The following is a 23,852-nucleotide window of genomic DNA, read 5'->3' as shown; positions in this document are numbered from 1 at the left end:
GAATATGGAGGAATCCGCGATGACCGCCGAGAGGCTCCAGAACCGCAACGGCATCGATTTCGCCGTCGCCGACCTCTCCCTGGCTGAGTTCGGCCGCAAGGAGATCCGCCTGGCCGAGCACGAGATGCCGGGCCTGATGGCGCTGCGGCGCGAGTACTCCGAGGTCTACCCGCTGAAGGGTGCGCGGATCTCCGGTTCGCTGCACATGACGGTGCAGACCGCCGTGCTGATCGAGACGCTGGTCTCGCTCGGCGCCGAGGTCCGGTGGGCCTCGTGCAACATCTTCTCGACCCAGGACCACGCCGCCGCCGCGGTCGTGGTCGGGCCGCACGGCACCGAAGAGGAGCCGAAGGGCGTCCCGGTGTTCGCCTGGAAGGGCGAGACGCTGGAGGAGTACTGGTGGACCGCCGAGTCGATGCTGACCTGGCCGGACGGCGGCGGCCCGAACATGATCCTGGACGACGGCGGTGACGCGACGCTGCTCGTGCACAAGGGCGCCGAGTACGAGAAGGCCGGCGTCGTGCCGCCCGCGGACGAGAACGACTCCGAGGAGTGGCAGCTCGTCCTGGAGACGCTGCGCAAGTCGCTGGCCGCCGACAACGGCAAGTGGACCAAGATCGCCGAGGGGATCCGCGGCGTCACCGAGGAGACCACGACCGGCGTCATGCGGCTCTACCAGCTGGCGGCGGCGGGCAACCTGCTGTTCCCGGCGATCAACGTCAACGACGCGGTCACCAAGTCGAAGTTCGACAACCGGTACGGCATCCGGCACTCGCTGATCGACGGCATCAACCGCGGCACCGACGTGCTGATGGGCGGCAAGGTCGCGGTGATCTGCGGCTACGGCGACGTCGGCAAGGGCGCGGCGGAGTCGCTGCGCGGCCAGGGCGCGCGGATCGTGGTGACCGAGATCGACCCGATCTGCGCCCTCCAGGCGGCCATGGACGGCTACGACGTCCAGGTGCTGGAGGACGTGCTGGACCGGGCCGACATCATCATCACGACGACCGGCAACAAGGACGTCGTGCGCATCGAGCACATGGCCGCGATGAAGCACCAGGCGATCGTGGGCAACATCGGCCACTTCGACAACGAGATCGACATGGCCGGCCTCCAGCGCTACCCCGGCATCCGGCGGATCAACATCAAGCCGCAGGTCGACGAGTGGGTGTTCCCGGACGGCAAGTCGATCCTGGTGCTGTCCGAGGGCCGCCTGCTCAACCTGGGCAACGCGACCGGCCACCCGAGCTTCGTGATGTCGAACTCGTTCTCCAACCAGGTGATCGCGCAGGTCGAGCTGTTCACCAAGTACCAGGAGTACGACAAGGAGGTGTACCGCCTGCCGAAGAAGCTGGACGAGAAGGTCGCGCGCATCCACCTGGACGCGCTGGGCGCCAAGCTCACCAAGCTCACCAAGGACCAGGCCGAGTACATCGACGTGGACGTGGAGGGCCCGTACAAGCCCGACCACTACCGCTACTGAGCTGTTCTCCCGGACGGGCCGGTGCGGCGACGCACCGGCCCGTTCCGCGTTCCGGCGATTCGTAACACCGCAATCGTCGGCCGCGATCCCCTGGTACACACCGCGTGATACAGAGGGGGCAGAGCGTGGCGTTGTTCGGGAACCGGGAGAACGCGGAGGCGGCGTCACTCCACCAGCAGTTGGTCGCGGCGCACGGCACCATCGCCGAACTGCGCGGTTGGGTGGGGCAACTGAGAGGGGCGGGTACTTCGGCGCTGGAGGCCGAGCTGCGCGATCTGCGTGCCGCCGTCGACAAGTCGAAAGCCACGTACGAAGCGTTCGGCGCGTCCCGACGTCAGCTCACGGCCGAACTCGCGGCTCTCCAATCCACGCTGGTCGAGACCCGTGAACTCGCATTGTTGCAGGAAGTCGGGGTCTACGAGTACGCGCACCCGCTGGACGACGTGCTCGCCTACAAGGATGCGCTGGCCGCGTTGAAGCAGCGGATCAAGGCAGCGGCCAAGGCGGACGCCGTCACCAGCCAGGTGAACTGGTCGGTGAACGGTTCGGTCAAGGAAGGGCAGAAGCTCGGCCGGGACATGGCCAAGTTGATGCTGCGTTCCTACAACACGGAAGCGGACAACGCGGTGCACTCGGTGAAGCCGCACACCCGTGAGTCCGTGAAGAACAAGCTCACCACCACCCGTCACACGATCGGCAAACTCGGCACGTTGATGGGGATCTCCATCTCCGCTGACTACCATCGGCTGCGCTTGGCCGAGATCGACCTGACTGCCGACTACCTGGTGAAAGCCGAACACGAGCGCGAACAGGCCCGTGAGGAGCGCGCCCGGCTGCGCGAAGAGGCCAAGGTGATGCGGGAGATCGAGCGGGAGCGGGCGCGGCTGGCCAAGGAACGGGCGCACTACGCATCCGTGGTCGCGAAACTGACCGCGAACGGCGATCTGGAGGCCCTCGGTCGAGCGCAGGAGCAGCTCGACAAGGTCGACCGGGCGATCGAAGGCGTCGAAGAGCAGGCCGCCAACGTGCGTGCCGGATACGTCTACGTGATCTCCAACATCGGGGCGTTCGGTCCCGACATGGTCAAGATCGGCATGACCCGTCGCCTGGAGCCGATGGACCGCGTGCGCGAACTCGGGGACGCGTCCGTGCCCTTCCGGTTCGACACACATGCCCTGTTCTTCTCGAAGGACGCCGTGGCGCTGGAGAGCGCGCTCCACCAGCGGTTGGCGCACAAACGGGTGAACCTGGTCAACGCGCGGCGGGAGTTCTTCTACGCGTCGCCCGCCGAGGTGAAAGACCTGCTGGTGGGGCTGGGTGACGACCACGTGCTGGAGTTCACCGAGACTGCTGAGGCCGTCGAGTGGCGGGCATCCGAGTCGGGGCGGCACGGCGAGGCGTCGCCGGGCGTGACCCTGCCCGCAGATGGTGACGGCGACCTGTCCGACGACGGGGAGGAGTGAGGGAGTGACCCAGTCGCCCGTGCGGCCGCCCGCGTGGTTGCCCGACCCGCTGGACGATGCTCTGGTCCGCTATTGGGATGGGGTGCGCTGGACGTTCCACACTGCCGTCCGCCAGGTCGCGGTGGCCACCGAACCTGTGGCCGCGCCGCCTCCTCAACCGGCCGTGCCCGCGTTGCGCCCCGATATCGAGGCGGCTTTGAACCGTGTGCGAGGTGCGCTCATGGGGTCGATGAAGGAGGTGAACCTCCTCGGCGGATACCTGCGTCCGGAGGAGCGGGTCCTCGCGTTGACCGCCGCCCAGGGAGAGGGTTTCGGCGTGCTCGCGTGCACTGACCGCCGCCTGCTGTTCCTCTTCGTCGGGGTGCTGCGCAGGCAGTTCGTGGAGGTCGATTGGAACCAGGCGAAAAACATCTTCTACGACCGGACGTCGAAGGCGTTCACCGTCTACACGACCAAGCCGACGAAGAGGGCGGTGCCGGCCATGTCGGTGCGCGTGGCACGGGTCGAGGACGCCCAGGCGGTCGCGTACGCGGCGCAGATGGCATCAGCCGCACCGCGCCTGGACATCGTCTGAGGTTCGGCGGTCAGCTCCACTCCACGCCGATGCCCGCCATGCCCGGTCCGACGTCGGTGAAGTAGGCGCTGACCACGCCGCCGAGCCCGCAGACCAGTTCCTCCACGTCCACCGGCATCGCGCCGGTGTCGACCCGGAACTGCTTGGTGCACCGGGCGGGCAGTGCGCGGCGGTTGAACGCCAGCTGCAGCAGGTACCCGCGGCACGGTTCGCGGAACGTGCGGTGGTGACCCGGGGTCGACCCGCCGGTGTCGTCCACCACGGTGAAGCTGAAGACGTGCTCCTCGCCCTCGGAGAGCCGCCGGTCGAACAGCAGCTCGAACGCCAGCCCCCGGGACGCGCTCTGCCGCCGCAGCCGTCCCTGCCGACACCCCTCCGCGGGTCTTACCAGGGCGTTGTCGATCACCGACCCCTCGTCGCCCTGGTGCACGGCCAGGTACCGGTCCGGCCCGGTGCGCAGCGCCCGCACGACCAGCCGCGTGGTGATCGAGCGCTGTTCGCGCTGCACGCCGATCAGCACGGTGTCGTGCACGGACAGCACTTCGAGGTCCGCGTTGGCCCGCGCGCTCTCCGGCACGGCCTCGAACTCGGCCAGCAGCGGCACGGTCTTGACCCACGCGTTGGCCAGCTCGGTGAACGCGGGTCTGGGCAGCCGGGGCTGCGGGCGGTTGCCGACCAGCGTGACCAGCGAGTCGGCCGGCAGCCGCAGCACGGTCTCCAGCGCCCGCACGGTGGCGATCGCGCGCGGCACTTCGGGGTGGCGCAGTCCGCGCTGCCAGTAGCTCAGCGTCGACTGCCCGACCTGCACGCCCTGCTGCTCCAGGTGGGCGCGCAGCCGGGCCAGGGACAGGCCGCGGTGGGCGATGGCGTCGTGCAGCGCCCGGTGGAACGGGCCGTAACGCAGCGTCTCGGCCAGGGCGCTGGGCAACCCTGGTGGGTGGCCCGCCGGCTGGTCAACCGGCCCGGAATCCGCGGTCACCGCGGCACCACCCTTTCGCGCGCGCCCGAATTGGGTTCACCGTAGTCACTCAATCTGGTGAGAGAAAGATCTCCAGTCACCCAACTGGGCGATGTCATGCCGCCGATCGAGGTTTGCCGCCGCCCCCTAGGGTGGTGGCGTGGGAAAACTCGTGGTGATCGAGGGATTGGACGGCGCGGGCAAGCGCACCCTCGCCAAAGCCCTCACCGACGCGCTCGCGGTCCAGGGCCGCAAGGTCGCCACCGGCGCCTTCCCCCGGTACGACGACGACATCCACGCCGAACTCGTCCGGGACGCGCTGCACGGCCGGCTCGGCGACCTGACGGACTCCGTGCACGGCATGTCCGTCCTGTACGCGCTCGACCGCCGGGCCGCCGCCGACCAGATCCGCGCCGACCTGCGCGACTACGACGTCGTCCTCCTCGACCGGTACATCGCGTCCAACGCCGCGTACGGCGCGGCGCGCCTGCGCGAGCACGCGGACGGCGAGTTCGTCGCCTGGCTGCGCGCGCTGGAGGTGGACCGCTTCGGGTTGCCGATCCCGGACCTCCAGCTCCTGCTGCGCGTGCCGAGCGCCGTCGCGCGGAGCCGCGCCGCCCACCGGGAGACGTCCGAGCAGCGCGAACGTGACGTCTACGAGTCCGACGACGACCTCCAGAGCCGCTGCGGGGCCGTGTACGACGAGTTGGCCGCCGCGCACTGGCTGTCGCCGTGGGAGGTCCTCGACGGCACCGCCGACCTGCGGATGGATGGACTACTCGACCGGTACTTCACCCGTTAGTCTCACGAAGTAACGAAACGTGACCGCCCCGCCGATGAGTCGCTGACGAATCCCGTGCGGTGATGCGAGGTGGGCACGTGGAACGGCGACCGAGACCGATGACCGAGCGGACCCGTGCGGCGACCAGCGGCGATGAGCACTGGGCGGTGCGTGGAGGTCCGACCACTAGTGGGACGATGTTGGGTATGAAGGCACGCGTGCTCGTGGTGGACGACGACCCCGCTCTGGCGGAGATGCTGACCATCGTGCTGCGGGGCGAGGGGTTCGATACCGCGGTGGTGGCCGATGGCGCCCGCGCGCTGCCCGCGCTGCGCGAGTTGAAACCGGACCTGGTGCTGCTCGACCTCATGCTCCCGGGCATGAACGGCATCGACGTGTGCAAGGCGATCCGCTCCGAATCGGGCGTTCCGATCGTCATGCTCACCGCGAAGAGCGACACCGTGGACGTCGTGCTGGGCCTGGAGTCCGGCGCGGACGACTACGTGGTCAAGCCGTTCAAGCCGAAGGAGCTGGTGGCGCGTATCCGCGCGCGCCTGCGGCGCACCGAGGCCGAGCCCGCCGAGGTGCTCCAGATCGGCGACCTGACCATCGACGTGCCCGGCCACGAGGTGCTGCGCGAGGGCAAGCCGATCCAGCTCACGCCGCTGGAGTTCGACCTGCTGGTGGCCCTGGCCCGCAAGCCGCGCCAGGTGTTCACCCGCGAGGTCCTGCTGGAGCAGGTGTGGGGCTACCGGCACGCGGCGGACACCCGGCTGGTGAACGTCCACGTGCAGCGCCTGCGCTCGAAGGTGGAGCGCGACCCCGAGCACCCCGAGGTGGTGCTGACCGTACGCGGCGTCGGGTACAAGGCGGGCCCTCCGTGATCGGTGTCCGATGAGCGTGCTTGATCCCGTGGTCCGCGAACTGCGCCGCGGGATCGAGCACGCGCGCCGGCGCGCCGCCGCGTTCGGCGACCTGTGGCGGCGTTCGCTCCAGCTGCGGGTCGTGGTCAGCACGCTGGCGCTGTCCTCCGCCGTGGTGTTCGTGCTGGGCATGGTGTTGCAGGTGCAGATCACCGGCCAGCTGCTGGACACCAAGACGCAGGCGGCGATCCGGCAGACCGAGGCGTCGGCGGCGGCCGTGCAGCCCGACCTGTCCGGCCTCAACCCCGGCCCGGACAGCGTGAAGTCGCGGTTCACCGCGGCCTTGAACAAGATCAACGCGGCCGGGTCCGGCCTGGATGCGACCTCGTCCGGCGCGGGCGCGTTCGAACCCGTGCTGTCCGACCCGGTCGGCGTCGGCTCGGACGGCCTGCCGACCGCGGTCGGCCCGTGGCAGGACGTGCCCGCGGGCCTGACCAAGGTGCTGGAGCGCGGCAGCGCCGGCTGGCAGATCACCACCGTCGAGCGCAGCACCGGCCGCACCACCCTGCTGGTGGTCGGCAAGCCGGTGAACAGCTCCGCCCGCGCGATGCACCTGTACCTGCTGTTCCCGCTGACCGGCGAGCAGTCGACCGCCGAGGTCGTGCAGTCGACGCTGGTCGTGGGCGGCCTGGTGCTGCTGTTGCTGCTGGCGGTGATCGCCAACCTGGTGACCAGGCAGGTCGTGCGCCCGGTGCGCCAGGCCGCCGAGATCGCGGAGCGGTTCGCGGACGGCAGCCTGGACGAGCGGATGCCCGTGGTCGGCGAGGACGACGTGGCGCGGCTGGCCGAGTCGTACAACGAGATGGCCGCGAGCATCCAGCGGCAGATCCACCAGCTGGAGGAGTTCGGCCAGCTCCAGCGCCGCTTCACCTCCGACGTCTCGCACGAGCTGCGCACCCCGCTGACCACCGTGCGGATGGCCGCGGACGTGCTGCACGCGTCCCGCGAGCAGTTCCCGGGCGGCCTGGCCCGGTCCACCGAGCTGCTGGTCGACGAGCTGGACCGGTTCGAGTCGCTGCTGGGCGACCTGCTGGAGATCAGCCGGCTGGACGCGGGCGTGGAGGAGCTGGCCGCCGAGCTGGTCGACATCCGGGTGCTGGCGCGCCGGGCGCACGACTCGGTGCGGGCCATCGCGAACAGCAGCGGCTCCACGATCGTCATGGACCTGCCCGAGCACGAGGTGACCGCCGAGCTGGACTCCCGGCGGGTCGAGCGGATCCTGCGCAACCTGCTCGCCAACGCCATCGACCACGGCGAGGGCCTGCCCGTCGAACTCACCCTCCGCAGCGACGGCGACGCGGTGGCGGTGACCGTGCGCGACCGCGGCGTGGGGCTGCGGGCGGGCGAGGCGGACCTGGTGTTCAACCGGTTCTGGCGGGCCGACCCGTCGCGCAACCGGCGGACCGGCGGCACCGGTCTGGGCCTGTCGATCAGCCTGGAGGACGCGCGGCTGCACGGCGGGTGGCTGGAGGCGTGGGGCGAGCGCGGGTACGGCGCGGTGTTCCGGCTGACCCTGCCCTGCCGGCACGGCCACGAGCTGACCGCGAGCCCCCTCCCGCTGGAACCGCCCGACCTGCCCGCCGTGCCGGCCGAGCCGGAGCCGGAGGAGGACGCGGCCGGGGAGGTCGAGCTGACCGAGGAGGAGATCACCTGGCAGCCCGCGCAGCCGGTGACGGGTGATCGCGAGGAAGTCCGGTGACCGGCACCCGGTCGGTGGCCGGTCCGGGCTCGGCGCGGGACGGGCGGGGAATCGTGAAGTTCCGGGAGGTCCGGTGAAGCGGCTGGTCGCGGTGGTGGCGTGCCTGTTGGCCCTGACGGGCTGCGCCGCCATCCCCACGCAGACGACGCCCATCGCGGTCAACCCCTCGGCCGGCAACGCCACCGAGGCCGCCGCCCCGAAGCCCACCAAGGGCATCGACCCGTTGAGCCTGGTCCGCGAGTTCGTCAACGCCTCCGCCAACCCCGACGCGGACTACGCGGCGGCCAAGGCGTACCTCACCGAGGACGCCAAGAAGAACTGGGACACCAAGGCGACCCCGACGGTCATCGACACGACCTTCAACACCGTGCCCACGGGCGGCGGTGACCTGCCTGTGGACGGCAAGCACCGCACGGTCCTGCTCCAGGGCAAGAACATCGGCTCGCTGGAAGTCGACAACTCGTTCGTGCAGCGCGTCGGCGACCTCACCGCGCCGGTCGGCATCGAGACCGACAAGGACGGCGAGTGGCGCATCGCCGACCCGCCGGACGGCATCTACGTGCCCCTGGTCGGCTTCCAGGCCAACTACCGCCGGGTCACCCTCTACTTCTACAACCCCGACTTCAACGTCCTGGTCCCCGACCCGCGCTACGTCGTCGTCCCGCCGTCCACGTCCATCCCCCGCCGTGTCACCGAACTGCTGCTCAAGGGCCCCGCCGTGGGCCTGCGGGGCGCGTTGGCGACCGCCGTGCCCAACGGCGCGGCGCAGCGCAAGGACACCCACGAGGCCGATGACGGCGCGTTGGAAGTCGACCTGACCAAGGTCGGCGACCTCACCGCGCAGGTGCGCAAGCTGATCGTGGCGCAGGTGGTGAAGTCGTTGGCGGGCGTGACCAGCAGCCGGATCCGGATCCTGGTGGAGGGCGCGCCGATCTCGACCGACCAGATCGAGTGGCGGCCCGCCGACGTGCAGTCCGGCGAGGCCCTGATCACGCCGGACGCCGACCTGAGCGGCCTGGTGGCGACCGGCGGCCTGGTCCGCAGGCTGGCCAACGGCGAGGCGGTGAAGGGCCCCGCCGGGACCGGCGAGTACCAGGTGGTCTCCGCCGCGCAGTCGCTCGACGGCGCGGAGCTGGCCGTGGTCAGCCGGGTGGACCCCAAGACCGTGCGGCTGCGGGTGGGCAACCTGGAGGAGGCGCTGACCCCCGTGGACCTGCCCGCGTCGACGCTGACCCGGCCGACCTGGCTGCCCAGCGGGCGGCCGGGCGACCCGAGCCCCGAGGTGTGGACGGTCGCGGACGGGGCGAACGTGGTGCGGGTCAAGAAGACCGACGCCGGGTGGACCGCGAACGCGGTGAACGCCTCCGAGCTGAGCCTGTTCGGCGGGATCACCGAGCTGCGGCTGTCCCGGGACGGCACCCGGGTCGCGGCCGTGGTCGGCGGCCGGCTCGTGGTGGCGGCCGTGGTGCGCGGGACGGACTCGTCGGTGTCGCTGCGGCTGCCGCGCAACCTCCAGCCGACCGTGCTGGGCACCTCGACCATCTCGGTGGACTGGCTGGCGCAGGACGTGCTGGTGGCGAGCACGTCGCTGGCGTCGTGGCCGATCGCCAAGGTGAACATCGACGGGCTCAAGATCGAGCGCTACAACACGTCCAACCTGACCGTGCCGGTGAGTTCGGTGACCGCCGCGCCGGGCCGCAACGTGGTGGCCGTGGACCAGAGCGGGCTGTGGAGCGCCGGCGACGTCGGCGACGTGTGGCGGGCGAGCACCGCGGTGAAGGTCGAAACGGGTGCCCAGGCTTTCTATCCGGGCTGAATTCTGAGAGTCTCCCCGTGGGGGCTCTCAGTTCGGGATTCGCGCGCCCGAAAATCGTCGTACCCCGCCGGCACCCTCGATCACGTGCTGATCAACCTGTTGTTTCCGCCCCGTTGCGCCGGCTGTCGGGCCGAGGGCGCGCGCTGCTGCGCGCGGTGCCTCGCGGCGTTCGGCCCGCCCCGCCGCGTGCCCGTGCCGGGCAAAGGCCCGCCGGTGTTCGCGCTGGCCGATTACCGGGGCCCCGCCCGGGAAGTCGTGCTCGCCCTCAAAGAGCGCGGCCGGCGTGACCTCGTGCCCGTGCTGGGGGCGTTGGTGGCGGCGGCGGTGCCGATACTGCCGGGCTATCCGGGCGGGGGCCGGAATTGGTGGCTGGTGCCCGCCCCGTCACGCCGCGCAGCCGTCCGCCGGCGCGGCGGCTCCCACTTGGTGGGAATCGCGCGGAGTGCGGGCCTGCCGCGGGCGTGCGCGCTGGCCTTCGCGCCCGGCGTGGCCGACTCGGTCGGGCTGGGCCCGGCGGCCCGGCGGGCGAACCTGGCGGGCCGCGTGCGGCTGGTCCGGGGCGGTCTGCCGCCGCCCGGCTCGGCCGTCGTGCTGCTGGACGACGTGGTCACGACAGGTGCGACGGTGTCCGCGTGCGTTTCGGCGTTGAAGATCGGCGGGTTCGGGGTACCCGCCGTCCTGACGCTGACGACGGCTCGCGGATCCCACCCACACGGGTGATTCCAGCCGGGAACCCCGTGGGCCGCTCGTCCGTTGGCCGGATATGAGGCGCGTGCGAAGGCTGTTCGGAGCAGCCACCCAGCCGACGGGTGTCGGCAGGTGGCTGGGCCGAACGGGTGAGTCTCCGGCGGCGCTTCTGCCCGGTGTGCCCGCGTGGCGCACTGCCGGTGCCGGACTTTCGTCGCGCAGCGTCACGACCAGAAAATCATGGAGTTCCCCCGCCTCGGGGGCTGTCGCAGCGGCGAATACCGGGCTAACGTGCACCGCTATCAGCGTTCCCGGCACGCGGGGAGGAGGCGAACAGCCCATGACCCTGGCGCCGGTGGAGCGCTGAGGACAACCCTCGGCGACAACTCGCGAAGGCGATCGCGGGACCGGTGCCGCAGCGATCCGAAGCCATAGCTCGCAGCAACGCGAGGGAGGTCGTGTATGGACATCGTCGTTAAGGGCCGCAACGTCGAGGTGCCCGATCACTACCGGGTCCACGTCGCCGAGAAGTTGGCCAGGCTTGAGCGATACGACCGCAAGGTCATCCGCTTTGACGTGGAGCTTTTCCACGAGCCGAACCGCAGGCAGTCGAAGAACTGCCAGCGGGTGGAGATCACGGGCAAAGGTCGTGGCCCGGTAATCCGATCCGAAGCGTGTGCGGGCGACTTCTACGCCGCCCTGGACTCGGCGGTCAGCAAGCTGGAGAACCGGTTGCGCCGCTCGCACGACCGCCGGCGGGTGCACCACGGGCGACGGGGCCCCACCTCGGTCGCCGAGGCGACCAGCGGACTGGCCTCACCACCGGTCCCGACCGAGCACGACGGACAGGCGCAGGGTCTCTGGCTGGGGCACACCGCAGTGCTCGAAGCCGCCCCGGACGCCACCGAGGAGTCCGAACTCGCCTACGTGGGCATGGCGGAAGTGCCCGCGCAGCAACGCTGGGACGAGGACGCCCATGACAACCTGCCCGGCCAGATCGTGCGCGAGAAAGAGCACACGGCCAAGCCGATGACCGTGGACCAGGCGCTCTACGAGATGGAGCTGGTCGGCCACGACTTCTTCCTGTTCTCCGACGCGGACTGCGGACGTCCCAGCGTCGTCTACCGCCGAAAGGGCTTCGACTACGGCGTGATCAGGCTGGCCTGAGGGAGCCGGCCCCCCACACACGTCCGCGACCCCCGGCGTCCTCTGCACGCCGGGGGTCGTGACCCGAATCCGCTCACCGGGGCACCGCGCCCAGCGCACCCGCCCGGCAGTCGGCGCACCTGCCGCACCAGCCCCGGCCTCCGACCCGCGCCACGCACGCCGCGCGTGACCTCAACGCGCGCCACTCCCCGCCGTGACCACGCCCTGGTGGCACCCGGGACCGACCGACGAGCCGGCCATCCGCACCGCGTTCCACCAGCGGCGCGCCACCCCGTGCCGGGCCAGGTCCGTCCGCGACGTCCCACCAGGCCGCGACCTCCACCGCCGGCCCACACCCGTGTCCCGCCGGCGTCCCGGAACGAGTGCCCGCCGCCGGCGTCCACGCCACCGTGCCGCCGGCCGGCGTTCGCACCGCACCGACGACGATCCCGCACGTGCCCGATCGACGGTCCACCGGTCGTGTCCGGTCAGAGCCACCGGCCGGCCTCGGTGCCCCGGCTCGCCCCGGGTACTCGGAGCGGTGCGGGGCGCGGGTTCGAACGGCGTCGTAGTGCGTCGACGGGACCAGTCGTGACGACACCCACGTCACCGGCCTCGGTCAACTGGTAAGTGCGCCCCGCCTGTGGCCGCCACGGCTCCGACACCGGCCGTCCGGCCGGTGGTCCGGACCGCGCCGCCACCCGCAGCACCCGCACGTCGGCGAACAGCGCGTTCGGCCCGGACTCCACCGCGTCCGGCGGTCGACTCGGCGTCCGGGTGCCGACGACCACATCCGCCGCCACCTGCGGCGACGGCACCGCCCGGGGGTAGGCGTCGGGCACCGGCACGTCGGCCGCCGGAGCGCCGGCGGGGTCGTCCGCAGCCCCACCGCGACCCGGTGGCGAGCACGGCGACATGCGCGGAAAACGGGGTGGCCGACCGGCCCCGGGACAGCGCCCGCGAGGTCGTCACGCGGTGTTCCGCACCCCTTCCTACCTGTGTCTGTGCACACACCTTCACGACTTGCCTACGATGGCGGGTGGTGTGGGTTCGCCATGGCCGTGGTGAACCGCTGGAAGGCGCCCGTACGCGGGCGCGTCGCGATGAGGTAATGAGGTCGACCCGAGATGGTGCTGTCCCGACTGCTCCGCGCCGGCGAAGGCAAGATGCTCAAGCGCCTGCGCAACATCGCAGCGCACATCAACAACCTCGAAGACGATGTCGTCGACCTCTCCGACGCGGAACTCCGCGCCAAAACGGAGGAGTTCAAGAAGCGCTACGCCGAGGGCGAGTCGCTGGACGAGCTGCTCCCCGAGGCGTTCGCGGTGGTCCGGGAGGGCGCGAAGCGCACCCTGGGCCAGCGCCACTTCGACGTGCAGCTGATGGGTGGCGCGGCGCTGCACCTCGGCCAGATCTCCGAGATGCGCACCGGTGAGGGCAAGACCCTGACCTCGGTGCTGCCGTCCTACCTCAACGCGCTCGCGGGCGAGGGCGTGCACGTCGTCACGACCAACGACTACCTGGCCAAGCGCGACGCGGAGTGGATGGGCCGCATCCACCGCTTCCTCGGCCTGACGGTCGGCGTGATCCTCTCCGAGATGACGCCGGAGCAGCGGCGCACCGCCTACCACGCGGACATCACCTACGGCACGAACAACGAGTTCGGCTTCGACTACCTGCGCGACAACATGGCGTGGAGCCGGGACGAGATGGTCCAGCGCGGCCACTTCTTCGCGGTGGTCGACGAGGTCGACTCGATCCTGATCGACGAGGCCCGCACGCCGCTGATCATCTCCGGCCCGGCGGACCAGTCCTCCCGCTGGTACGTCGAGTTCGCGCGGCTGGCCACCCGGATGAAGCGGGACGTCCACTACGAGGTGGACGAGCGCAAGCGCACGATCGGCGTGTCCGAGCAGGGCGTCCAGTACGTCGAGGACCAGCTCGGCATCGAGAACCTCTACGACTCCACCAACACGCCGCTGGTCGGGTACTTCCAGAACTCGATCAAGGCCAAGGAGTTGTTCACCAAGGACAAGGACTACATCGTCCGCAACGGTGAAGTCATGATCGTGGACGAGTTCACCGGCCGCGTGCTGGCGGGCCGCCGCTACAACGAGGGCATGCACCAGGCCATCGAGGCCAAGGAAGGAGTGGAGATCAAGGCGGAGAACCAGACGCTCGCCACGATCACCCTCCAGAACTACTTCCGGCTCTACTCGAAGCTCGGCGGCATGACCGGTACCGCCGAGACCGAGGCGGCCGAGTTCCACCAGACCTACAAGCTCGGCGTGGTGCCGATCCCGACCAACCGGCCGATGCAGCGCCAGGACCAGGCCGACCTCGTCTACAAGACCGAGGAGGCGAAGTTCGAGGCGGTCGCCGAGGACATCCTGGAGCGGCACGACAAGGGCCAGCCGGTCCTGGTCGGCACGACCAGCGTCGAGCGCTCCGAGTACCTGTCGAAGCTGCTGGTGCAGAAGGGCGTGCCGCACGAGGTGCTCAACGCCAAGCACCACGACCGCGAGGCGCTGATCATCGCCAAGGCGGGTCGCAAGGGCGCGGTCACGGTCGCCACGAACATGGCCGGCCGCGGTACCGACATCGTGCTGGGCGGCAACCCGGACATCATCGCCGACCACGAGCTGCGCGAGCGCGGCCTCGACCCGGTGGCGAACCCGGAGGAGTACGAGGCCGCCTGGTCGAAGCTGATCGAGGACATCACCACCGAGGTCAAGTCCGAGGCGGAGGAGGTCCGCGAGGCGGGCGGCCTGTACGTGCTGGGCACCGAGCGCCACGAGTCGCGGCGCATCGACAACCAGCTGCGCGGTCGTTCCGGCCGGCAGGGCGACCCGGGCGAGTCGCGGTTCTACCTCTCGCTCAAGGACGAGCTGATGCGCCGCTTCAACGCGGCCATGGTCGAGAACGTGATGACCCGCCTGCGGGTGCCGGACGACGTGCCGATCGAGCACAAGATGGTCACCCGGGCGATCCGGTCCGCGCAGACCCAGGTCGAGCAGCAGAACTTCGAGATCCGCAAGAACGTCCTCAAGTACGACGAGGTCATGAACGAGCAGCGCAAGGTGATCTACGCCGAGCGCCGCCGCGTCCTCGACGGCGAGGACCTGCGCGACCAGGTCGAGCACATGATCACCGCCGTGGTCGGCGAGTACGTGGACGGCGCCACCGCCGACGGCTACGCCGAGGACTGGGACCTCGACCAGCTGTGGACGGCGCTCAAGACGCTCTACCCGATCACGCTGGACCACAAGGCGCTGCTGGAGTCCGACGACGAGGACCTCACCAAGGAGTCCCTCAAGGCGAAGCTCCAGGCGGACGCGCTGGCCGCGTACGAGGCCCGCGAGTCCGACATCGACGGCCGGGTCGGTCCGGGCGCGATGCGCGAGCTGGAGCGCCGCGTGCTGCTGTCCGTGCTGGACCGCAAGTGGCGCGAGCACCTCTACGAGATGGACTACCTCAAGGAAGGCATCGGCCTGCGCGCGATGGCGCAGCGCGACCCGCTGATCGAGTACCAGCGGGAGGGCTTCGACATGTTCAACGGGATGCTCGACGCGCTCCGCGAGGAGATCGTCGGCTTCCTGTTCAACCTCCAGGTCGAGGCCGCCGAGCCGGAGCCCGCGCCGGAGCCCCCGGTGCAGGTGTCCATCGCGGCCGGTGCCGGCCCGCTGACCGGCAGCCGGGCCCGCGCCCGCGCCGCCGCCGCTGCCGCCGCGCAGGACTCGGCACCGCAGGACGCGCCCGCCGGGCCGGCGCTGGCGCAGCTGTCCAGCGGCGACGCGATCCCGCCCGCGCTGCGTGGCAAGGGCCTGGACCAGCGGGGCGGTGGCCAGGCGCTGACCTACAGCGGCCCGTCCGAGAGCGGTGACGCGGAGACCAGCGGCGAGGAGCAGCAGCGCGGCGGAGGCGGCGGCCAGGGCGGCACCCGCAAGGAACGCCGTGCGGCGGCCCGTGCGCAGGAAAAGGCGAACCGCAAGGGCCCGCGCCAGTAGGAGATTCCACGACGAATGCCGTCGGGCCCTTCGGCCCGGCGGCATTCGCCATTTTCCGCCCACCCCGGAGTTCTGTCGACGCGACCGCCGGGAGCCGCCGGTCGCGGTGCGCGCAATCCCTCACGGCAGCACGTGGAATTCCGTGCAGCGCCACTGGTCGTCGGTCCACTCGATGCGCGCGGCCAGCGCGCGCACCCGACCGCCCCGGTTGACCAGCACGCCGCACAGCTCGGCGGCCTGCGCGGCGGTCGGGCACAGGCGGGTCGCGCCCAGCCGCACGGTCCGCAGCACGCCCACCGCCCGCCCCACCCCGGCCGCCGCCGGCGCGGCCAGCACCCGGGCCACCTGGCGGCGGGGCCGCTGCCCGGCCACCGCCTCGACCACCGCCGCGACCAGCCGGCGGGCCCGGCGGTGCGCGGCGGACGTGCGGGCGCGCAGCACGCGGACCGGGGATGACATGCTGAACGGAGCCGCAACCGGTCGGCTGGGTACCGGGATCACCTGGTGGAGGTGGGTGTGCGCGGGTTGGTGCTGGACTTCGGCGGGGTGCTGACCGATCACGGCGACGCCCCGGTGACCGAGCCGCCGCTGGTCACGGCCACCCGGCAGGCCCGCCGGCACGGCCTGCGGACCGCGATCCTGTCCAACGCGGACGGCCTGTGGACCCCGCCCGCGCAGTGGCGCGACCTGTTCGACGTGGTCGTCACCTCCGGCGAGGTCGGCTACGCCAAACCGGACCGGCGGATCTACCTGCTGGCCGCCGCGCGGCTCGGCCTGGAACCGGCGGCCTGCGTGTTCGTGGACGACCTCGCGGTGAACGTCCGGGGCGCGGCGGCGGCCGGGATGGTCGGCGTGCACCATCGGTCGGTGCGCTCCACCCTTGAGGAACTCGAATTGCTGCTTGAGGTCCCCCTGGAGAGTTAATCGGTGACCGTCCGCTGCGATCCGACCACTCGTGCGGTGAATTGCCGGTACTCCGCGCGGCGACGTACCGTCGATTCAGTCGAATTCGACCGACATTTCCACAGCCCGGGTAACGACGAAGAGTAATTCGGTGTTCCGCCGCTTCGGGACGGCGGCGCGAAACGTGCGGTGGCGTACTGCGAAGCCGGCTTCGGCCCGTGGGAGGGGAACCGGCAACGTCGCCCCGCACCGGGTTCGCGACGTCGGTGGCGGGAGCACCGGGGGCAGGCTCGGGACGGCGCGCGTCGAGCGGCAGGGCTCGACCGGCTGCGCCGTCAGGCCGCCCACAGTGAAGCGGCGCGGGTGTCGGAGTGGCCCTCCGGTGCCCGCGCCGCAGCTGTGCCGAGCCGGGCGCTCAGCCCCGCCGGCGGACCACCTCGAAGCAGAGCACGGCCGCCGCACTGGCCACGTTCAGCGATTCGACGCCCGCCGCCATCGGGATCGACAGCCACCCGGTGACGTGCGGCCGGACGTCGTCGGAAATCCCGTCGGTCTCGCTGCCCAGCACGTACACCGCGCGCTCGGGCAGGTCGGCGCTGTAGATGGTGTCCCGCGCACCCGCGTCCAGCGCGAACACCGGGTACCCGGCGGCGGTGAGTTCGGCCGCCGCCTCGCCCGCCGTGGCGCACTTGAGCACCGGAGCCCGGAAGGCCACCCCGGCCGACGCCTTGACCACCAGCGGGTCGATCGAGGCGACGCCCCGGCGCGGCACGACGATCCCGTCCATGCCGGCGGCGGTCGCGGTGCGCAGGATCATGCCGACGTTCGCGGGCGTGGTGATGCCGTCGAGCAGCAGGATCCGGGCCGGTCGGCGCTCCAGCGCGTGCGCGAGCGGCAGCATCCGGGGCGCGACCACGTCGGCCAGCACGCCCTGGTCGTGCCGCCCGTTGCCGGCCAGCACCTTCACCCGCTGCGCGGTGGCCCGCTGCACCCGCACACCCCGCCGGCCCGCCGCGTCCAGGATCTCCTTCGCCGCCGGACCGCGCGCACCCTCCGCGAGCAGCACCTTGTCGACTTCCAGTCGCGGGTCGTCCAGAGCTTCGAGCACAGGCTTGCGGCCGTACACCGTGACGAACCGGTCCTTAGGCGAGATGTCCACTGTCACATTTTGCCCCGACTCCGTCGGGGCGGGCGTGGCCGCCTGGAAGTCGGCAGCTCGCGCCTGGTTTCACACCGATCGAAGGGCGTGATCGGCGTGAAACCAGGCGCGAACTACCGACGCGGCCACGCGGGCGGGGGTGGGGAGGAGGGACGGGTCAAGAGGGGGAGGCAGAGGGCGGAGAAGGGGAGGGCGGAGAGGGGGAGGGAGGGGCCTCGGAGGGGCGGGGAGGCACTATCAGCCGTTTGGGGCTTGCATCCAGGGCGGGAACCATGATGATCGTCACATGACCACGCGCAATGAGGCGCACCGTCTGTTGGCCTGTGGCCGGGAGGCGGACGTCTACCTGCGGTCGGACGGGTTGCTGCTCAAGCGCAGCCGTACCGGGCGCGATTTGGAGCCCGAGGCGCTGCTGATGCGCTACCTGCACGCGCGCGGCATCCCGGTTCCCAGGGTGCACGACGTCGACGGTGCCGACCTGGTCATGGAGTACGTGCCGGGGCCTCGGATGTCGCAGGAGCTGGACGCCAGGCCGTGGCGGGCGGGTGCGCTCGGTCGGGAACTCGCCGACCTGCACCGGTGCCTGGACTCGGTGGACGCGCCCGACTTCCTGCCCGGCGAGGGGTGCCTGCTGCACCTCGACCTGCACCCCGGCAACGTCGTGCTCGGCCCGGAGGGGCCCGTCGTGGTCGACTGGGCGTCCGCGCAGCGCGGCGACCGGCGGGTGGACGTCGCGCTGAGCTGGTTGGCGATGGCGGTGGCGCCGCTGCGGCCGTTCAAGCGGCTGGCCCGGTCCCGGCTGGTGCGCGGGTTCCTGTCCGGCGTGGACCGCGAGGCGCGCCGCGCGATGCCCGCCGCCGCGGAGATCCGGCTGGCCCGGCACACCCGCGACCCGATCGAGGTCAGGGCCGTGCGCAAACTGGTGGAGAGTTGCAGCGACTAGCCTGGCAGCCATGCCCGACCGCCTGTCCGCGCTGGACGCCTCGTTCCTGTACCTGGAGGACTCCACGACGCCGATGCACGTCGGTGGGGTGGCGGTGTTCCGCCGGCCGAAGGCGGGCTTCGACTACGACGGCCTGGTCGACCTGATCGAGCAGCGGCTGGGCCTGGTGCCGCGCTACCGGCAGCGGGTCGTGCACGTGCCGGGGCGGCTGGCCCGGCCGGTCTGGGTGGACGACCCGGACTTCGACGTCACCTACCACGTGCGCCGCTCGGCCCTGCCCAGGCCGGGCACCGACCAGCAGCTGCACGACCTGGTGGCGCGGCTGATGTCGCGCCCGCTGGACCACACCCGGCCGCTGTGGGAGATCTACCTGGTCGAGGGCCTGGCCCGGAACCGGTCGGCGGTGATCACCAAGACCCACCAGGCGATGGTGGACGGCATCGGCGCGCCGGAGATCGGCCAGGTCATGCTCGACGTGTCGGCCACGCCCCGGCAGCCGGTCGAGACGCTGTGGATGCCCCAGCCCGAGCCGAGCGGCCTGCAACTGGTCGCCGACGCGGTGGCCGAGGTCGTGCAGCGGCCCGGTGAGCTGGTGGAGAACGTGCGCAGCGCCGCCATGGACACCGTGGCCACGGTCCGCAAGGTCGCCGGCGCGCTGGGCGGGCTCGCGTCGGCCGTGCGCACCGCCGCCACGCCCGCGCCCGGCAGCCCCCTCAACGTCCGCATCTCGCCGCAGCGCCGCTTCGCGGTGGCCCGCACGCGGCTCGACGAGTTCCGCGCGATCCGCCGCGCGCACGGCGGCACGGTCAACGACGGCGTGCTGGCCGTGCTGTCCGGGGCGCTGCGCAACTGGCTGCTCTCGCGCGGCGAGGTGGTCACCGGGCAGACCACGATGCGGGCGATGGCCCCGCTGTCGATCCGCGACGACGACGCGAACGGCAGCCAGGTCTCGGCCTACCTGGTGGACCTGCCGGTCGGCGAGCCCAACCCGGTGGTGCGGCTGCACCACGTCAGCCACGCCATGCGCGCCCACCAGGAGTCCGGCCAGCAGGTCGCGGCGCAGACCCTGGTGAAGTTCTCCGGGTTCGCGCCGCCGACCCTGCACGCGCTGGGCGCGCGGGCGGCCAGCTCGTTCTCCCGGCGGCTGTTCAACGTGGTGGTGACCAACGTGCCCGGTCCCCAGGTGCCGCTGTACGCGGCGGGGGCGAAGATGATCGAGATGTTCCCGGTCGTGCCGCTGGCCAAGAGCCAGGCGCTGTCGATCGGCGTCACCTCGTACGACGGTGGTGTGTACTTCGGCCTGAACGCCGACCGGGACGCGATGTCCGATGTGGACGTCCTGGCGGCGATGGTCGAGGAGTCCGTGGAGGAACTGATGGGAACGGTGTCTCAATGAGGGTTTACCTCCCGGCGACCGTCGCGATGCTGCGCGACCTGGTGGAGCGCGGCGAGTTCGCGCCCGTGGGCGGCACCGGCTTCGCCCTCACCCCCGCGCTGCGCGAGTCCTACGCTTCCGGCGACACCGAGGAGCTGGAGTACTCGGCGATGCTCGACGCGTCGCGCGCGTCGCTCCGGCTGCTGTCCAACGAGGAGAAGCCGGTGCCGCGCCGGGCGGTCGTCTCGGTCGACGTGGAGGACGTGAAGCTCCGCCCGGACCTGGACTTCTCGGTGGTGAAGATCGCGGGCCCCATCCCGTTCAAGCGGATCGCGGCGATCCACCTGGACACCGCGGACGCCGAGGACGCGGTCGCGCAAGCCGTGGAGGTGGTCGACGCGGCCGACCTCGGCGACCCGGACGCGGAGTTCGCGATCGGGGAGGCCGAGGACCATGAGCTGGCCTGGTACGCGGCCCAGGAACTGCCGTTCGTCCTCGAACTCATGTAAACGGGTTCACATTCCGGGTGCGGGCTCCCACAGCTCGATCCGGTTGCCCTCGGGGTCGACCACCCAGCCGAACCGGCCGAACTCCGAGTCCTCGGTCTGCGGCAGGATCTCCACGCCCCGCTCGCGCAGCCGGCCCAGCAGCGCGTGCAGGTCGTCCACCCGCAGGTTCAGCATGGCCCGCTGGCCCGGCTCGCCGAAGTACTCGGTGTCGTTCGCGAACAGGGCGAACGTCGTCGTCTCCGCGCTCGCCCAGTGGAAGGTCACCGCGCCGTTCTCGTTCATCGGCACGCCGAGGTTCGCGCGGTACCACTCCGCCAACCGCACCGGGTTGCGGGCACGCAGGAACACCCCGCCGATGCCGGTCACTTTCGCCACGGCTGCGCACCGTACTACCGCGTGCCACGATGGCCACATGGACGCGGTCACCTCGGTACCCGAACCGGCCAACGAACCGGTTCGGGGCTACGCACCCGGCAGCACCGAACGCGAGTCCCTGCAACGCCGGATCGCCGAACTCGAAGGCGAGCGGCACGAGCTGACCCAGACGATCGACGGCGTGCGGCGGATGGCCGGCGGCGACCCCGTCGACGTCGTCCAGCCGCACGACCACCGGCACGTCCTGGGCGTCACCGGCAACGCCACCCACGAGGACGTGGCCGACGCCGTGCGGGCCGCCCGCCGGGCCGCGCCGGGCTGGCGGGAGCTGCCGTTCGACGCGCGGGCGGCCATCCTGCTCAAGGCCGCCGACCTGCTCGCCGGGCCGTGGCGGGACACCCTGAACGCGGCCACGATCCTCGGCCAGTCCAAGTCCGCCCAGCAGGCCGAGATCGACGCCGCGTGCGAGCTGATCGACTTCCTCCGGTTCAACGTGCACTTCGCCCGCCGGCTGCTCGCCGAGCAGCCCGAGTCGAGCCCCGGGGTGTGGAACCGCTTCGACCACCGCGCGCTGGACGGGTTCGTCGTCGCGATCACCCCGTTCAACTTCACCGCGATCGCCGGCAACCTGCCGCTCGCGCCCGCGCTGATGGGCAACACGGTCGTGTGGAAGCCGTCGGTGACCCAGCAGTTGGCCGCGCACTACACGATGCTGCTGCTGGAGGAGGCCGGGCTGCCGCCGGGCGTGATCAACCTGGTCACCGGCGACGGGCTCGCGGTGTCCTCGGTCGCGCTGACCGACCCGCACTTCGCCGGGCTGCACTTCACCGGCTCCACGAACACGTTCAAAGCCTTGTGGCGCACCATGTCCGACAACCTCGACCGCTACCGGTCCTACCCCCGGATCGTGGGTGAGACGGGCGGCAAGGACTTCGTGCTCGCGCACCCGTCCGCCGACCCGGCGGCGCTGGTCACCGGGCTGGTGCGCGGCGCTTTCGAGTACCAGGGCCAGAAGTGCTCGGCCGCGTCCCGCGCCTACGTCGCCCGCTCGGTGTGGACCGGGATCCGCGACCGGCTCGCCGACGTGACGAACTCCCTGACCTACGGCGACGTCACCGACTTCGCGAACTTCGGCGGCGCGGTGATCGACGCCCGCGCGTTCGCCAAGCACAAGGCGGCGCTGGAGAAGGCGCACGCGGCGGAGAGCGTCGAGGTGCTGGCCGGCGGCACGTGCGACGACGAGGTCGGCTACTTCGTGCGGCCCACCGTGCTGGTCGGCACGGATCCCGCGAACGAGGTGTTCACCACCGAGTACTTCGGGCCGATCCTGGCCGTGCACGTGTACGAGGACGACCGGTTCGCCGACGTGCTGGGCCTGGTGGACGAGTCCTCGCCGTACGCGCTGACCGGCGCGGTGTTCGCGACCGACCGCGCGGCGGTCGAGCAGGCCGGGCGGGCGCTGCGGTACGCGGCGGGCAACTTCTACGTCAACGACAAGCCGACCGGCGCGGTCGTCGGGCAGCAGCCGTTCGGCGGCGCGCGGGCGTCGGGCACCAACGACAAGGCGGGCTCGATCTTCAACCTGCAACGCTGGATCAGCCCGCGCTCCATCAAGGAGACGTTCGTGCCGCCGACCGATCACACGTACCCGCACATGGGCTGAGCCCCGCCGGCGTAGGTTCCAGGGCAGGACGTCAACCCTGCCACGGAACAGGATCACCCGATGGACCCCGTCACGCTGATCGTCGGAGCGGTCGTCGCCCTGGCCGCCTTCGGTCTCGGCCACCTGACCGGCCGCCGGCGCCCGCCGACCGGCCCCCCGCGCGCGATCTGCGAGGGCTGCGAGCACGGCCTGTCGTTCCACGACGAGCACGGCAAGTGCCACGGCACCACCAGCGCCAAGATCAAGTACGTCGGCGCGCACGCCGCGCCGTGCACGTGCGTGCAGTACGTCGGCGAGATCCCGGCCGAACGCATCCTCGCGAGCTTCAACCCGCCCACGCTGCCGCCCGACAAGGCGTGACGCGGGCCGGGCCGGTCGCTAGTCGTACTCCTCGAACTTGCCGCGCGACTCCAGCAGCCGGCGCAGCGAGGCGAGCCGGCCCGGTGACGCCTCGCCGGTGGTGACCAGTTCGTCCAGCATGCAGTCCGGGTCCTCGGGCGCGCCCAGGTGCCCGCACCCCGACGGGCACTCCTCGGCCATCGCCTTCATGTCCGGGAACGCGCCGACGATGTCGTCCGGGGTGATGTGCGCCAGCCCGAACGACCGGATGCCCGGCGTGTCCACCGCCCACCCGCCCTCGGGCAGCGGCAGCGCCACCGCCTGGGTCGAGGTGTGCCGGCCCTTGCCGACGCCGCTGACCACGCCCACCGCCCGGTTCGCGTCCGGCACCAGCCGGTTCACCAGGGTCGACTTGCCCACCCCGGAGTGGCCGATCAGCGCGGACAGCCGGTGCACCAGGCGTTCCCGCAGCGCGCCCGGGTCCTCGTCGGACCGGGTCACCACCACCGGCAGGTTCAGCTCCGCGTACGCGGCGATCAGCTCGTCCGGCGAGGCGAGGTCGGACTTCGTCAAGCACAGCAGCGGTTCCAGCCCGCCCGCGTAGGCCGCCACCAGGCACCGGTCGATGAAACCCCGGCGCGGCTGGGGGTCGGCCAGCGCGCACACGATCACCAGCTGCCCGGCGTTGGCGACCACCACCCGCTCGAACGGGTCGGTGTCGTCGGCGGTGCGCCGCAGCACGGACAGCCGGTCGTTGACCTTCACGATGCGCGCCAGCGTGTCCGGCTGCCCGGACGTGTCGCCGACCAGCCCGATCCGGTCGCCCACCACGACCGGGGTGCGGCCCAGCTCACGCGCCCGCATGGCGACCACCAGGCGGTCCGGGTCGTCGTCCACCGCGCACGTCCACCGCCCCCGGTCCACCGCGACCACCATCGCGGTCACCGCGTCGGCGTGCTCGGGGCGGCGCTTGCTGCGCGGTCGGGTGCCCTTGCCGGGGCGCACCCGGACGTCGGACTCGTCCAGCCGGTGCCAGTCGCGGGCCACGG

Annotated in this window: 21 protein-coding genes; 16 read left to right on the top strand and 5 right to left on the bottom strand. The window is 71.5% G+C overall.

What is annotated here, in order from left to right:
* The first annotated feature begins 19 nt into the window (after window positions 1–19).
* The 3 genes from ahcY to AC0HI0_RS30035 all read left to right on the top strand — a co-directional run bounded on the left by ahcY (window position 20) and on the right by AC0HI0_RS30035 (window position 3,520).
* Window positions 20–1,483 carry an adenosylhomocysteinase gene (gene ahcY / locus AC0HI0_RS30045; protein ID WP_480926867.1) on the top strand — a complete coding sequence of 488 codons (1,464 nt, stop codon included), beginning with the start codon at window positions 20–22 and terminating at the stop codon, window positions 1,481–1,483.
* Between the two features lie 125 nt (window positions 1,484–1,608).
* Complete coding sequence (locus AC0HI0_RS30040) at window positions 1,609–2,946, top strand: SNIPE associated domain-containing protein (RefSeq protein WP_480926866.1); 1,338 nt, start codon at window positions 1,609–1,611, stop codon at window positions 2,944–2,946.
* Window positions 2,947–2,950: 4 nt separating this feature from the next.
* Window positions 2,951–3,520, top strand: coding sequence for a DUF2510 domain-containing protein (locus tag AC0HI0_RS30035; protein ID WP_480926865.1), 570 nt, complete (start codon window positions 2,951–2,953; stop codon window positions 3,518–3,520).
* Window positions 3,521–3,530: 10 nt separating this feature from the next.
* Here AC0HI0_RS30035 and AC0HI0_RS30030 read toward each other — a convergent pair whose 3' ends face one another.
* Window positions 3,531–4,499 carry a hypothetical protein gene (locus tag AC0HI0_RS30030; RefSeq protein ID WP_480926864.1) on the bottom strand — a complete coding sequence of 323 codons (969 nt, stop codon included), beginning with the start codon at window positions 4,497–4,499 and terminating at the stop codon, window positions 3,531–3,533.
* 139 nt (window positions 4,500–4,638) lie between these two features.
* Here AC0HI0_RS30030 and AC0HI0_RS30025 point away from each other — a divergent pair, with 139 nt between their 5' ends.
* The 7 genes from AC0HI0_RS30025 to secA all read left to right on the top strand — a co-directional run bounded on the left by AC0HI0_RS30025 (window position 4,639) and on the right by secA (window position 15,537).
* Window positions 4,639–5,280: a dTMP kinase gene (locus tag AC0HI0_RS30025; protein ID WP_480926863.1), complete on the top strand. Its 642-nt coding sequence runs from the start codon at window positions 4,639–4,641 to the stop codon at window positions 5,278–5,280.
* A gap of 185 nt (window positions 5,281–5,465) precedes the next feature.
* Window positions 5,466–6,143, top strand: a complete 678-nt coding sequence (gene mtrA, locus AC0HI0_RS30020) for an MtrAB system response regulator MtrA (RefSeq protein ID WP_015104936.1) — start codon at window positions 5,466–5,468, stop codon at window positions 6,141–6,143.
* A gap of 10 nt (window positions 6,144–6,153) precedes the next feature.
* Window positions 6,154–7,881, top strand: coding sequence for an MtrAB system histidine kinase MtrB (gene mtrB, locus AC0HI0_RS30015; protein ID WP_480926862.1), 1,728 nt, complete (start codon window positions 6,154–6,156; stop codon window positions 7,879–7,881).
* A gap of 73 nt (window positions 7,882–7,954) precedes the next feature.
* A complete protein-coding gene (locus tag AC0HI0_RS30010) occupies window positions 7,955–9,697 on the top strand; it encodes an LpqB family beta-propeller domain-containing protein (RefSeq protein ID WP_480926861.1) in 1,743 nt (580 codons plus the stop codon).
* 84 nt (window positions 9,698–9,781) lie between these two features.
* A complete protein-coding gene (locus tag AC0HI0_RS30005; RefSeq protein WP_480926860.1) occupies window positions 9,782–10,417 on the top strand; it encodes a ComF family protein in 636 nt (211 codons plus the stop codon).
* A 429-nt stretch (window positions 10,418–10,846) separates the two neighbouring features.
* Window positions 10,847–11,551, top strand: coding sequence for a ribosome hibernation-promoting factor, HPF/YfiA family (hpf, locus tag AC0HI0_RS30000; protein ID WP_480926859.1), 705 nt, complete (start codon window positions 10,847–10,849; stop codon window positions 11,549–11,551).
* A gap of 1,106 nt (window positions 11,552–12,657) precedes the next feature.
* Window positions 12,658–15,537 carry a preprotein translocase subunit SecA gene (gene secA / locus AC0HI0_RS29995; protein WP_480926858.1) on the top strand — a complete coding sequence of 960 codons (2,880 nt, stop codon included), beginning with the start codon at window positions 12,658–12,660 and terminating at the stop codon, window positions 15,535–15,537.
* Window positions 15,538–15,657: 120 nt separating this feature from the next.
* Here secA and AC0HI0_RS29990 read toward each other — a convergent pair whose 3' ends face one another.
* Window positions 15,658–15,996 (bottom strand): Rv3235 family protein, encoded by a 339-nt coding sequence (locus AC0HI0_RS29990; RefSeq protein WP_480926857.1) that lies wholly within the window; start codon window positions 15,994–15,996, stop codon window positions 15,658–15,660.
* 51 nt (window positions 15,997–16,047) lie between these two features.
* Between AC0HI0_RS29990 and AC0HI0_RS29985 the strand changes: the two genes are divergently transcribed.
* Entirely contained in the window at window positions 16,048–16,461 is a 414-nt protein-coding gene (locus AC0HI0_RS29985; RefSeq protein ID WP_480934419.1) for an HAD-IA family hydrolase, read from the top strand.
* Window positions 16,462–16,855: 394 nt separating this feature from the next.
* Here AC0HI0_RS29985 and AC0HI0_RS29980 read toward each other — a convergent pair whose 3' ends face one another.
* The gene (locus AC0HI0_RS29980) at window positions 16,856–17,599 is read right to left on the bottom strand and encodes a TrmH family RNA methyltransferase (RefSeq protein ID WP_480926856.1); all 744 of its coding nucleotides are present in this window, start codon (window positions 17,597–17,599) and stop codon (window positions 16,856–16,858) included.
* A 286-nt stretch (window positions 17,600–17,885) separates the two neighbouring features.
* On the opposite strand from AC0HI0_RS29980, the gene AC0HI0_RS29975 reads away from it, so the two are divergent.
* From AC0HI0_RS29975 to AC0HI0_RS29965, 3 genes are read left to right on the top strand one after another with little or no spacing between them, the layout of a single operon-like run.
* On the top strand, window positions 17,886–18,542 hold the full coding sequence (locus tag AC0HI0_RS29975; protein WP_480926855.1) for a phosphotransferase: 657 nt from the start codon (window positions 17,886–17,888) through the stop codon (window positions 18,540–18,542).
* Window positions 18,543–18,552: 10 nt separating this feature from the next.
* Window positions 18,553–19,938 carry a WS/DGAT/MGAT family O-acyltransferase gene (locus AC0HI0_RS29970; protein WP_480926854.1) on the top strand — a complete coding sequence of 462 codons (1,386 nt, stop codon included), beginning with the start codon at window positions 18,553–18,555 and terminating at the stop codon, window positions 19,936–19,938.
* Window positions 19,935–20,426 (top strand): DUF6912 family protein, encoded by a 492-nt coding sequence (locus AC0HI0_RS29965; RefSeq protein ID WP_480926853.1) that lies wholly within the window; start codon window positions 19,935–19,937, stop codon window positions 20,424–20,426. The genes AC0HI0_RS29970 and AC0HI0_RS29965 overlap by 4 nt, the downstream gene beginning before the upstream one ends.
* 6 nt (window positions 20,427–20,432) lie before the next feature.
* Here AC0HI0_RS29965 and AC0HI0_RS29960 read toward each other — a convergent pair whose 3' ends face one another.
* Window positions 20,433–20,801 (bottom strand): VOC family protein, encoded by a 369-nt coding sequence (locus AC0HI0_RS29960; protein ID WP_480926852.1) that lies wholly within the window; start codon window positions 20,799–20,801, stop codon window positions 20,433–20,435.
* 37 nt (window positions 20,802–20,838) lie between these two features.
* Between AC0HI0_RS29960 and pruA the strand changes: the two genes are divergently transcribed.
* Together pruA and AC0HI0_RS29950 are read left to right on the top strand one after the other, a co-directional pair.
* Window positions 20,839–22,464 carry an L-glutamate gamma-semialdehyde dehydrogenase gene (gene pruA, locus AC0HI0_RS29955; protein WP_480926851.1) on the top strand — a complete coding sequence of 542 codons (1,626 nt, stop codon included), beginning with the start codon at window positions 20,839–20,841 and terminating at the stop codon, window positions 22,462–22,464.
* 60 nt (window positions 22,465–22,524) lie between these two features.
* Window positions 22,525–22,824, top strand: coding sequence for a hypothetical protein (locus AC0HI0_RS29950; protein WP_480926850.1), 300 nt, complete (start codon window positions 22,525–22,527; stop codon window positions 22,822–22,824).
* Between the two features lie 18 nt (window positions 22,825–22,842).
* On the opposite strand, the gene rsgA is transcribed toward AC0HI0_RS29950, so the two are convergent.
* The gene (gene rsgA / locus AC0HI0_RS29945) at window positions 22,843–23,850 is read right to left on the bottom strand and encodes a ribosome small subunit-dependent GTPase A (RefSeq protein ID WP_480934418.1); all 1,008 of its coding nucleotides are present in this window, start codon (window positions 23,848–23,850) and stop codon (window positions 22,843–22,845) included.
* Window positions 23,851–23,852 lie beyond the last annotated feature (2 nt).

This window comes from Saccharothrix sp. NBAS 001 (genome assembly GCF_056640475.1).
Note: the sequence above shows the minus strand (reverse complement) of the source record. Positions and strands in the feature narration are given on the sequence as shown.